General features: G+C 66.8%; 10 protein-coding genes. 1 reads left to right on the forward strand and 9 read right to left on the reverse strand.

Translation table 11 applies throughout. The annotated features are described in order from the left end of the window. Positions 1–5: 5 nt before the first annotated feature. The 5 genes from AC1RWI_RS20000 to AC1RWI_RS20020 all read right to left on the reverse strand — a co-directional run bounded on the left by AC1RWI_RS20000 (position 6) and on the right by AC1RWI_RS20020 (position 6,078). Positions 6–230 (reverse strand): formate dehydrogenase subunit delta, encoded by a 225-nt coding sequence (locus tag AC1RWI_RS20000; RefSeq protein WP_043344201.1) that lies wholly within the window; start codon positions 228–230, stop codon positions 6–8. Then, positions 227–1,072, reverse strand: a complete 846-nt coding sequence (fdhD, locus tag AC1RWI_RS20005) for a formate dehydrogenase accessory sulfurtransferase FdhD (protein WP_052494430.1) — start codon at positions 1,070–1,072, stop codon at positions 227–229. Before fdhD ends, AC1RWI_RS20000 begins: the two co-directional genes overlap by 4 nt. Continuing rightward, positions 1,069–3,924 carry a formate dehydrogenase subunit alpha gene (gene fdhF, locus AC1RWI_RS20010; RefSeq protein WP_492868242.1) on the reverse strand — a complete coding sequence of 952 codons (2,856 nt, stop codon included), beginning with the start codon at positions 3,922–3,924 and terminating at the stop codon, positions 1,069–1,071. The genes fdhD and fdhF overlap by 4 nt, the downstream gene beginning before the upstream one ends. 88 nt (positions 3,925–4,012) lie before the next feature. Beyond that, on the reverse strand, positions 4,013–5,566 hold the full coding sequence (locus AC1RWI_RS20015) for a formate dehydrogenase beta subunit (protein ID WP_043344198.1): 1,554 nt from the start codon (positions 5,564–5,566) through the stop codon (positions 4,013–4,015). Continuing rightward, a complete protein-coding gene (locus AC1RWI_RS20020; RefSeq protein WP_492868245.1) occupies positions 5,563–6,078 on the reverse strand; it encodes a formate dehydrogenase subunit gamma in 516 nt (171 codons plus the stop codon). Before AC1RWI_RS20020 ends, AC1RWI_RS20015 begins: the two co-directional genes overlap by 4 nt. A gap of 298 nt (positions 6,079–6,376) precedes the next feature. Here AC1RWI_RS20020 and AC1RWI_RS20025 point away from each other — a divergent pair, with 298 nt between their 5' ends. Then, positions 6,377–7,474, forward strand: coding sequence for a substrate-binding domain-containing protein (locus AC1RWI_RS20025; RefSeq protein WP_492868247.1), 1,098 nt, complete (start codon positions 6,377–6,379; stop codon positions 7,472–7,474). Positions 7,475–7,495: 21 nt separating this feature from the next. Here the strand turns inward: AC1RWI_RS20025 and AC1RWI_RS20030 are convergent, their stop codons facing one another. The 4 genes from AC1RWI_RS20030 to AC1RWI_RS20045 all read right to left on the reverse strand — a co-directional run bounded on the left by AC1RWI_RS20030 (position 7,496) and on the right by AC1RWI_RS20045 (position 11,807). Then, positions 7,496–7,819, reverse strand: coding sequence for a hypothetical protein (locus AC1RWI_RS20030; protein WP_043344190.1), 324 nt, complete (start codon positions 7,817–7,819; stop codon positions 7,496–7,498). 89 nt (positions 7,820–7,908) lie between these two features. Beyond that, entirely contained in the window at positions 7,909–9,576 is a 1,668-nt protein-coding gene (locus AC1RWI_RS20035) for a M30 family zinc metallopeptidase (RefSeq protein ID WP_492868249.1), read from the reverse strand. Positions 9,577–9,787: 211 nt separating this feature from the next. Continuing rightward, positions 9,788–10,705: a polyphosphate kinase 2 gene (ppk2, locus tag AC1RWI_RS20040; RefSeq protein ID WP_043344183.1), complete on the reverse strand. Its 918-nt coding sequence runs from the start codon at positions 10,703–10,705 to the stop codon at positions 9,788–9,790. A gap of 82 nt (positions 10,706–10,787) precedes the next feature. Next, complete coding sequence (locus tag AC1RWI_RS20045) at positions 10,788–11,807, reverse strand: transporter (protein ID WP_043344181.1); 1,020 nt, start codon at positions 11,805–11,807, stop codon at positions 10,788–10,790. Positions 11,808–11,812 lie beyond the last annotated feature (5 nt).

Raw genomic sequence — 11,812 nt, forward strand, 5'->3', positions numbered from 1 at the left:
CCCCATCACTCCAACACCCCCCGATGCCTCGTCACCGCCAGCAAGACGATCTCATCCAGCCCGGCGTCTTCACTGCCGTCCAGCCGCGCCAGCAAAGCGCGCCGCATGCGTGGTTCCCAGAAGCGCTTGATATGGCCGGCGATATCGGCCACCGCTTCTTCGCGGTCCGGCATGGCTTCGAAGAAGGTGCCGATCTGGTTCGCCATCTTGACGAGATTGTCGGAGTTCATGGCTGTTCCGTCCTGCTGTGCAAACGTTGGGGATGAGAGTAGACCACGTGGCGCCCTGTGCGCACAAAGCCGGCGAGCGTGATGCCGGCGTCGATCGCCAGGCGTACCGCCAGCGCGGTCGGACCGGAGACGGCCGCGAGCACGCCGACGCCGGCGCTGGCCGTCTTGAGCACCATTTCGTAGCTGGCGCGGCTGGTCACCAGCACGGCGCCGCGCGAGCGGTCCTCGCCGGTGCGTGCCAGCGCGCCGATCAGTTTGTCGAGCGCATTGTGGCGGCCCACGTCTTCGCGGACCAGCGCGACCTGGCCGTCGGCGCGCAGCCAGGCGGCGGCGTGCGTGGCGCCGGTGTGGCGCAGCAGTTCCTGCCGGGTCTGCAACTGCGTGAATGCCGCGTACATCGCCGCGTCGCCGAAGCTGGCGCCGCTGCTGACGGGTGCCGGGGCGCGCATGACTTCCTGCAGCGATTCGGTGCCGCACAGGCCGCAGCCGGTACGGCCCGCCATGGCGCGGCGCCGATCCTTGAGCGCGGCGAAGGCTTGCGCCGCGATGCGCAACCGCACCGCGATACCCTCGGGGCGGACCTCGGTCTCGATCTCATAAACATCGCGCGGGCTGGCCACCAGCCCTTCGCTCAGGCTGAAGCCCAGCGCGAAGTCTTCGAGATCGGCCGGCGAGGCCAGCATGACCGCATGCGAGATGCCGTTGTATTCGAGCGCAACCGGCACTTCCTCGGCAATCTCGTCGTCCTCCAGTGCCAGCTCGCCCAGGCGGCTGCGGCTGACCTCGAAGGTGCTGTGGGTGACCGGCTCGGCGTCGGCCATGGCGAGTTCGCAGATTGTCATGCCGGCCCTGCCTCGGCGCTGGCCGCCTGCAGCAGCTGCATCTGCTGATCGTGGAAATCACGGTACTGGCGCTGCCATTCGGACGGCTGCGCCACCGGCATGACCTGCACCGCGGTGACCTTGTACTCGGGGCAGTTGGTCGCCCAGTCCGAGTTGTCGGTGGTGATCACATTGGCGCCCGACTCCGGGAAGTGGAAGGTGGTGTAGACCACGCCCGGCTGCATGCGCTCGCTGACGATGGCGCGCAGCACGGTTTCGCCCGCGCGGCTTTGCACGCCGACCCAGTCGCCGTCCTTGATGCCGCGTTCCTCGGCGTCGTGCGGATGGACCTCGAGGCGGTCCTCGTCATGCCACATCACGTTCTCGGTGCGGCGTGTCTGCGCGCCGACGTTGTACTGCGACAGGATGCGGCCCGTGGTGAGGATCAGCGGGAACTTGCGGTTCACGCGCTCGTTGGTGGGCACGTAGCGGGTGATGATGAACTTGCCCTTGCCGCGCACGAATGCGTCGATGTGCATGGTCGGCGTGCCCTCGGGCGCGGCGTCGTTGCACGGCCACTGGATGCTGCCGAGTTCTTCCAGGCGCTGGTAGCTGACGCCGCTGAAGGTGGGCGTGAGCCGCGCGATCTCGTCCATGATCTCCGAAGGATGCTTGTAGTCCATCGGATAGCCCAGCGCGTTGGACAGCAGCACGGTGGCTTCCCAGTCGGCATAGCGGGCCTTGGGCGGCATCACTTTGCGCACACGCGAGATACGGCGCTCGGCGTTGGTGAAGGTGCCGTCCTTCTCCAGGAAGGACGAGCCCGGCAGGAATACGTGTGCGTACTTGGCGGTCTCGTTGAGGAAGATGTCCTGCACCACGATGCACTCCATGGCCGACAGCGCCGCCGACACGTGCTGCGTGTTCGGGTCGGACTGCACGATGTCTTCACCCTGGCAGTACAGGCCCATGAAGCTGCCGGACAGCGCGGCCTCGAACATATTGGGAATGCGCAGGCCCGGCTCCGGGCTGATCTCCACATTCCACGCGGATTCGAACAGCCCACGCGTGGTGGAATCCGACACGTGGCGGTAGCCCGGCAGTTCATGCGGGAACGAGCCGATATCGCACGAGCCCTGCACGTTGTTCTGTCCGCGCAGCGGGTTCACGCCCACGCCTTCGCGGCCGATATTGCCCGTGCACATGGCGAGGTTGGCGATGCCCATCACGGTGGTCGAGCCCTGCGCATGTTCAGTCACGCCCAGGCCGTAATAGATCGCGGCATTGCCGCCGGTGGCGTACAGGCGCGCCGCGCCCCGCAGTTGCCCGGCGGGAATGCCGGTGATCTCGGCCATGGCCTCCGGCGAGTTCTCCGGCAACATGACGAAGTCGCGCCATTGCTGGAACGCGCGGTCCTCGCAACGCTCGGCGATGAACGATTCGGCCATCAGGCCTTCGCTGACGATCACGTGGGCCATCGACGTGACCACCGCCACATTGGTGCCGGGACGCAATTGCAGGTGGAAGTCGGCGCGCACGTGCGGCGAATCGACCAGGTCGATGCGGCGCGGATCGATCACGATCAGCTTGGCGCCGGCGCGCAGGCGCTTTTTCATGCGCGAGGCAAACACGGGATGGCCGTCGGTCGGGTTGGCGCCCATCACCATGATGACGTCCGCCTTCTCCACCGAGCGGAAGGTCTGCGTGCCGGCGGATTCGCCCAGCGTCTGCTTGAGGCCGTAGCCGGTGGGCGAGTGGCAGACCCGCGCGCAGGTATCGACGTTGTTGTTGCCGAAGGCGGCGCGCACCAGCTTCTGCACCAGGTAGCCTTCCTCGTTGGTACAGCGCGAGGAAACGATACCGCCGATGGCCTCGCGGCCATGCTTGGCCTGGATGCGCTTGAACTCGGAAGCCGCGTGGCTGATCGCTTCTTCCCACGACACTTCGCGCCACGGGTCCGTGATCCTGGCGCGGATCATCGGGTTCAGGATGCGGTCTTTGTGGGTCGCATAGCCAAAGGCGAAGCGGCCCTTCACGCACGAGTGCCCCTCGTTGGCCTGGCCATTCTTGTACGGCACCATGCGCACCACTTCATTGCCCTTCATCTCCGCCTTGAAGGCGCAGCCCACGCCACAGTAAGCGCAAGTGGTGACCTTGCTGTGCTCCGGCTGCCCCATGCGGATGATGGAGGTCTCGGCCAGCGTGGCGGTAGGGCACGCCTGCACGCAGGCGCCGCACGACACGCAGTCGGAATCCATGAAGCTGTCGCCCTGCCCCGCCGTCACGCGCGAATCGAAGCCGCGGCCGCTGATGGTGAGCGCGAAGGTGCCCTGGGTTTCTTCGCAGGCGCGCACGCAGCGATTGCACACGATGCACTTGGAGGGATCGTAGGTGAAATACGGATTGGACTCATCCTTGGCCTCGGCGCGGTGGTTGGCGCCGTCGTACCCATAGCGCACTTCGCGCAGGCCGACCACGCCGGCCATGTCCTGCAACTCGCAGTTGCCATTGGTGGGGCAGGTCAGGCAGTCCAGCGGATGGTCGGAGATATACAGCTCCATCACGCCGCGGCGCAGGTCGGCCAGCTTGTCGGTTTGCGTCTTGACCTTCATGCCGGCTTCGGCCGGCGTGGTGCACGAGGCGGGGAAGCCCCGCCGGCCTTCGATCTCGACCAGGCACAGGCGGCAGGAGCCGAAGGACTTGAGGCTATCGGTGGCGCACAGCTTGGGCACGTTCACACCGGCTTGCACGGCGGCGCGCATCAGCGAGGTGCCGGCGGGCACGGTCACGTCGACGCCGTCGATCTCAAGGGTGACCTGCTGTTGTGAATCGCTGGCCGGCGTGCCGAAGTCGATTTCGTTGCGTGTGTTCAAGGCGGGCTCCCGCTGCGGCCTGGGCCGCATACTGGTGATTCAGAGTGGCGCAGTGGCAGCGCCGGTTCGATAGGCCGAGGCGCTACGCTCAGGCTGCTTTGGCCGGCACTGCCACGCCAAAGTCTTCCGGGAATGCGTCCAGCGCCGACAGCACCGGGTACGGCGTCATGCCGCCCATGGCGCACAGCGATCCGCCCAGCATGGTGTCGCACAGGTCGCGCACCAGCTTGACGTGCTTCACCGGCTGGTCGCCCGCGATGATCTTGTCGATCACCTCGACGCCGCGCGTGGAGCCGATCCGGCACGGCGTGCACTTGCCGCAGGATTCGATGGCGCAGAACTCCATCGCGTAGCGGGCTTGCCTGGCCATGTCGACAGTGTCGTCGAACACCACGATGCCGCCATGCCCCAGCACCGCGCCGAACGCAGCGAAGGCTTCGTAGTCCATCGGCGTATCCAGCCGCGACACCGGCAGGTACGCGCCCAGCGGGCCGCCCACCTGCACCGCGCGGATAGGCCGCGCGCTGCGCGTGCCCTGGCCGTAGCCCTCGAGCAGTTCGCGCAGGGTCACGCCGAAGGCTTTCTCCACCAGCCCGCCCTGGCGCACATTGCCGGCGATCTGGAACGGCAGCGTGCCGCGCGAGCGGCCCATGCCGAAGTCGCGATAGAACTGTGCGCCGCGCGCGAGGATCACCGGCACGGTGGCCAGCGAGATCACGTTGTTGATGATGGTGGGCTTGCCGAACAGCCCTTCGATGGCCGGCAGCGGCGGCTTGGCGCGCACCACGCCGCGCTTGCCCTCCAGGCTTTCCAGCAGCGCGGTTTCCTCGCCGCAGACATAGGCGCCGGCGCCCTTGCGCACGTCCAGCCGGAAGCGCCGGCCGCTGCCGCGCAGATCGTCGCCCAGCCAGCCGGCCGCCTGCGCGATGCCGATGGCGGATTCCAGCACGGCGATGGCGTGCGGGTATTCAGAGCGCACGTAGATATAGCCATGCTCCGCGCCGACAGCGAGGCCGGCGATGGTCATGCCTTCGATCAGCATGAACGGGTCGCCTTCCATCACCATGCGGTCGGAGAAGGTGCCGGAGTCGCCTTCATCGGCATTGCAGACCACGTACTTGATGGGCGACTGCGCCTGGTGCACCGTCTGCCACTTGATGCCCGTGGGAAACGCCGCGCCCCCGCGCCCGCGCAGGCCGGAGTCGGTCACTTCCTGCACGATCTGCGCGCCGTCCAGCGTCAGCGCGCGGGTCAGGCCGGCATAGCCATCGTGTGCGATGTAGTCGGCAAGCGAGAGCGGATCGGTGATGCCCATGCGGGCAAAGGTCAAGCGCTCCTGCCCCTTGAGGAACGGGATTTCCTCGGTGAGTCCAAGCGCCAGCGCATGCGCGCCACCAGCCAGGAAGCCGGCATCGAACAGCGCGGCGACATCTTCGGGGGTAACCGGCCCGTAGGCCACGCGTCCGGCGGTGGTCTGCACTTCAACCAGCGGCTCAAGCCAGAACATGCCGCGCGAGCCGTTGCGCACCAGTTCGATGCTGGCGCCACGCGCCGCGGCCTCACGCGCGATGGCGCGGGCCACCGCATCGGCGCCCATGGCCAGCGCGCTGGAATCGCGGGGTACGAACACGGTGATGCTCATGCTTGCACCTCCTGCCCGACAGCCACGTCCGCGCAGGCTTTGATCAGCGTATCGAAGCGCTGCGGCGTGACACGGCCAGCCAGCGCCCCGTCGATCATCACGGCCGGGCCGCAGGCGCACTGGCCGAGGCAATACACCGGCTCCAGCGTGAACGCGCCATCGGCGGTGGTTTCATGGAATCCGCAGCCCAGCGCGCGCTCGGCGTGCGCGGCAAGGGCCTCGCTGCCAACCGACTGGCACGCTTCCGCGCGGCATACCTGCACCACGTGCCGGCCCGGCTTGCTGTCGCGAAAGTGGTGATAGAAGGTGACCACGCCATGCACCTCGGCACGCGACAGGTTGAGCGCGCGGGCAATCTCGGGCAAGGCGTCGGCGGGCACATAGCCTACCGTGTCCTGGATCTCGTGGAGGATGGGCAGCAAGGCGCCCGGCATCTCGTGGCGGGCGGCCACGATACGGGCGACCGGGTCGCGCACGGCGCTGGCGGCTGGCTTGGCGGCGGAATCAGACATCGAGTCTCCTGGTGGCGCAGCTCGGGCCGGCGCAAGCGCTCAAGCGCAAGGCCGGCGGCAGACGTTGTGGCGCATTGGCTTGCGCGTCTTGCCAGGATTGGCTGCGGGGCGCGGCACACCGTGTTGCGGCGACCGCTTTATATGCTATTTTTTTCATATATTGGGGGCTCTGAACGGGCATTCCCCATCTCACCTGGCCAGCCAGGCGCGCTCCAAATGCGCTTTTAACGGGTGCTATGCCTCTTCGAGCGGACTATAGGCAGTTGGCCGCGTTCGAGCAATATGCTATTTTTCTCATATGATTCGCATCTCGATCCAGCCCCACCTCCAAATCCGCGACGACAGCGATGCCGCCGGCGCCCCACTTGACGTGTCCCGCCTGGTCACCTTGCTCGGGCATGTTGAAAGCACAGGCAGCATCAGCCAGTCGGCGCAGGCGACCGGCCTGTCCTACCGCTACGCCTGGGGCATCCTGCGCGACGCGCAAACCCTGTTCGGCGGCGCGCTGATCGACAAGACCCGTGGGCGCGGCAGCGCGCTGTCGCCGCTGGCGCAGCAACTGGTGTGGGCCAGCAAGCGCATTGCCGCGCGGCTGTCTCCCACGCTGGAAAGCCTGGCCTCGGAGCTGGAAATCGAACTGAAGAAGCTGGCGGACCAACCCGGCACCACGCTGCGCCTGCACGCCAGCCATGGCTTCGCGGTGGCGGCGCTGCATGATTTCCTGGATGCACACCGGGTGCGCCACGACCTGAAGTACTGCGGCAGTCTTGAGGCGGTTGCAGCACTTGCGCAAGGTGCCTGCGATATTGCCGGCTTCCATGTGCCGATCGGCGAATTCGAGCGGGACATGCTGGCGAGCTTTGCCACATGGATCCGTCCGCAGACCCATTGCCTGATCCAGCTCGCGGTGCGCTCGCAAGGCATCTTCGTGCGCCCCGGCAACCCGAAGCAGGTCACCACGCTGCAAGACCTCTGCCGCGCCGACGTGCGCTTCGTCAACCGCCAGACCGGTTCCGGCACGCGGCTGCTGCTGGACCTGATGCTCAAGGCGCGCGGCATCGACAGCGGGCGCATCGAGGGGTACAGCAATGGCGAGTTCACCCATGCCGCGGTGGCCGCCTATATCGGCAGCGGCATGGCGGATGCGGGGTTCGGCGTGGAGACGGCGGCGCGCCGCTTCGGGCTGGATTTCGTGCCGGTGCTCAAGGAACGGTACTTCTTTGTGATCGAGCGGGAGCGCCTGCAGAGCCCGGCGCTGGCCGGCGCCGTGGCGGCACTCAGGAGCGCCGGTTTCCGCCAGGTGGTGGATGCCCTGCCCGGCTATGACGGTAGCCTGACCGGCACGGTCTTGACGCTGGAAGAGGCGTTCCCCGAGCGCGTGGGCCCGAGCGGCTGACCAGGCTGGCGCTAGCCGGGCCTAGCGCGCAGGCGCGTCGTCCGGCACGGCCTCGATCCGCTCGACGTGGATGGCCGGTGCCCACGTGCCGGGCTGGTTTGCGCGCAGCACGGTGCCGGTCACGGCCACCTTGCGGTCGCGCAACGCCTCGGCCTCGCCGACAGGGAATTTCTCCAGCACCCATGCCTCGCCATCGGCGGTGACCAGCACCGGCTGCTGGAACAGGGCGCTGCCCTTGACCATCACCGTGCCGGTCAAGGCGATGGACCGCCCGGCCGGCACCGCGTGCACACACGCGGCCAGCACGACGGACAGGGCAGCAATCAGGGGCAGGATTCGGCGCATGAGGTTTGTTGGATCGACAAGGCCGGGCGGCGAACATCGCCGCCCGGGAGCCGCCGGAGGAAGATCCGGCGAGCCTGCGCTTAGCGCGTTCAGTACACCACGACGGATAGCGTGGCGCCAGCAGGCACGCGCACGGTCTCGCTGAAGGCGGCGCCCACATTGCTGCGAACCACGGGGAAGCTGCCGTACGGCTGCAGCGTGGCGGGCACGGCCACCGGCAGCTTGCGCAAGGCGCGGAACAGGTCCGGATCGATCAGCGGGAGCGTAAAGCCGCCATCGACACGGGCCGGGTAGCCGTAGCGCGCCGGCGACGTCGCGGCCGGCATCAGCGAATTGCTGGTGACGCTCCAGCGCAGCAGTTCCTGGCTGAAGCCGGAGTCCGGGCGCGCGGCCTTGATGGCCTGGTCGAGCACGGTCTTCGAGTCCGCGCTGGTAGTCCGGCCCAGCAAGTCCTTGTAGAAGGCCAGGCCAAGTTGCCGGTCCAGGAAGCCGCCGAAGCTGCCCGACACCGAATAGCTCTCGCAGGTGGCGCCGAAACCGGTGAAGTTCAGCATATTGCAGTTGAAGTTGCCGTTGCCGTAGCTCACGTAGTCCCTGAAGCGCACGTCGCGGATCGCGTTGTAGGTGGGGTCGATGGTCTGGCTGGCGAAGTCCTCCATCATCATCGCGGACATTTCTTCCAGCCAGCTGTCAAATGCGTACTGCTGGCCGGCCTTGACGCCGCGGCGGTAGAAGTTCTGCATATGCATCCCCTCGTGCGCCATCGTCATCTTCATCGACTTCAGGCCTTCGGTGCCGCCCAGGTATAGGGTCTCGGAATCGAGATAGAGCGACAGCGACTCGTTGCTGCGCGCATCCGAGGTGGCCTTCAGGTTGTGCAGGCCCCAGAAATAGCCCACGGTGCCGAATGGCGCGCTGTTGTGGTCGAAGTTGAGCACCACGATATCCACCGGCTGGCCGCTGCCGGAGATAAGGTTGTTGTAGCTGTGCGGGCCCCACAGCGGGCCGCCGACCGAGGTCAGCATGTCGTAGATGCCACCGCCGCCGGCGAAGGCGGCAGCCAGCGTGTCGACGAGGGCGCCGGTAACCTTGCCAGGCGCAGACTCGGTGGTCTCCACCCAGATGTTGACGGTGGTGGCGTCTGCCGTGCTCACTTGCTTGACCAGCGTGGCCGCGCGGCGCGTGCCGTCGGTGTGATACCAGCTCTTGGTATCGTTGAGCACGGAAGCGAGCGGCGGTGGCGGCGCGATTTCGGAAAGGCTGGCCACCTGCTTGCCGCCAGCCAGCGCCGCCCAGCCGGCGCGATTGAACTCGGCAATGTCGCGCAGCGTTTGTTCGTCCTGCCCCGAGGAAACCGACTGAATCGAGAGGTTGCCCAGCACGGACTGGATCACCGACAGCGACAGGCCGGACGGCATGGCCTGCGCCGTGGCGCCGTTCGTGTATAGCAGCGTCACGGCCTTGCCGTTCACGCCGCCGATGGCAACGGGCACATCGGCGGGCGCACCGGTGGTGTTGGAGGCCGACCAGACGCCGACGCCGGAACCCGAGTAATTACTGGCATCCACGGCGCTGCAGCCGCCGCAGGCCGGCGCCAGCGTGGGCGGCACGGGCGCGCTGGCGACCGGCACGGAAGGACTCGCGGTTGCCTGGGCGGCAGCCGGCGCGTCGCCGCCGCCACCGCAGGCAGCGACGGACATCGCGGCCAGCAGGGCAGCGAGCAGGCCTGCGCGTTGGCGCAAGAGAGGACCCCTCATGTTTTAAAGCTCCAATTCTTGTTCTGTGGATGCGGGCCTGGGCACAAGAACCCTAAGCCACACAAATAACGGCATCCGGAACAAGAGCTTTAACGAGAGGTTTAACGAGAGCTTTAACGAGGTTAACGAGGTTAACGAGGGCGAAACCTGCTGTGCATCCGTGCCAGCCCCGGCGGACAGGCCATGCCGCGCGGCGCGCGAACAAGAAGGCTCAGTAGACTTCCGGCACGATCATGTCGTCGGGCACCGGCTGGCGCGAGTAGTCGTCGTGCCGCTCGCGCTGCGGCAGCACCACGGCCGGCTGCACGCGCTCTTCGTAAGGCATCTGCTGCAGCAGGTGATGGATGCAATTGAGGCGCGCCTTTTTCTTGTCGACCGCCTGCACCACCCACCACGGCGCCTCGTCGATATGCGTGCGCTCCAGCATGATTTCCTTGGCGCGGGTGTAGTCCTCCCAGCGCCGGCGGGATTCGAGATCCATCGGGCTGAGCTTCCACTGCTTGAGCGGATCGTGGATGCGGGAGAGAAAGCGCAGATGCTGCTCGTCGTCCGAGATCGAGAACCAGTACTTGATCACCTGGATGCCGGAGCGCACCAGCATGCGTTCGAACTCCGGCACCGAGCGGAAAAACTCTTCGTACTGGTCGTCGGTGCAAAAGCCCATCACGTGCTCCACGCCAGCGCGGTTGTACCAGCTGCGGTCGAACAGCACGATCTCGCCCGCCGCCGGCAGGTGCGAGACATAGCGCTGGAAATACCACTGGGTACGTTCGCGGTCGTTGGGCGCCGGCAGCGCCGCCACCCGGGCCACGCGCGGATTGAGCCGCTGGGTGATGCGCTTGATCACGCCGCCTTTGCCGGCCGCGTCGCGCCCCTCAAACAGGATCACGACCTTGTGGCCAGTCTCCACCACCCAGCTTTGCAGCTTGACCAGTTCGCCCTGCAGCCGGAACAGCTCGCGAAAGTAAAGCCGCCGCGCGGCCCGCTCGTCGTCGTCCAGGCCGCCGCCGGCTTCGCCGAACAGCGTATCGACGTGGTGGTCTTCCAGCTCCAGTTCGAGTTCTTCGTCATAGTGATCGGCCACCTCGCGGTGGATACGCCGAATCAGCTCATTCTCGTCTGGTCTCATCGCTAACTCCTGTTCGCAGCAACGTGGTGACTGGCAGGCTAACCGCAAAATGTGACGCGCCCGTGAATGGTCACCCGCACGCTCAGTAACTGCCCTGCTTGCGGAAGGCCCAGCGCCCCGCCAGCACGGTGAAGCTGGCCACCAGCACCACCAGCACCCAGAAACCGTGCGGATGGTCCGCCAGCGGAATCCCGCCCACATTCATGCCGAAGAAGCCGGCGACAATGTTGATCGGCAACGCCAGCACGGTAACCAGCGTCAGCGTAAACAGCGTGCGGTTGGTCTGCTCGTTGAGCTTGGCCGCGATCTCTTCCTGCAGCAGCTTGATGCGCTCGACCAGCGCGGCCAGGTCGCTCAGCACCAGGGAGAACTCCTCGGTGGAGGAGCGCAGATCCTGGATGTCCTGGTCCTGCAGCCAGGCAGGTGGCCGGTTGAGCAGGCGGAACAGCGCGCCAGGCTCGGGCGCGAGCAGCCGCTGCAAGCGCACCAGGCCGCGGCGCATGGCGCCAAGCTCCGCGCGGTTGCCTTGCAGACGATGCGAGAGCAGGCGATCCTCGACCTGGTCCACGGTCACGCTGGTTTCGCGCACGATGCGCACCAGCACATCGGCCTGGTCGCGCAGCAAATGCACCAGCAGCGCCAATGGCGTGTGGAACAGCTCGCCCTGGCGCACCGAGGCGCGCAGCTGGTCAACCGAGCGCAGCGGCTTCATGCGCGCTGTCACCAGGATGCGGCGGTCGGCACAGGCCCACAGCGTGGAGATATCGGTGGTGGCCACGCCGAAGTTGTAGATCACGTCGTTGACCACCGCGAGCAGCGCCGTATCCAGGCGCTCGATGCGCGTGGAGCGCGAACCCTCGCGCAGGGCCTCGAAGAATCCCTCGGGCAGATCGAGCTGGCCCTTGAGCCAGCGCTCGCACGCGCTATGCGACAGATTGAAGTGCAGCCAGAGAAACGCGTCGCCCGGCGGGGGCTGCCCAAGCCACGCGGCGGCCGCGGCGGAATCGATGGGCTGGCCCGGCTCGCCGGGCAGGAAGCGAAAGCCGCTGACCAGGCCAACCGGATCGGAGCCGTAGCTGGCTTCGACGATACCCGCATGCATGTGGT

This window comes from Cupriavidus sp. MPR-AND1C, from assembly GCF_058809705.1.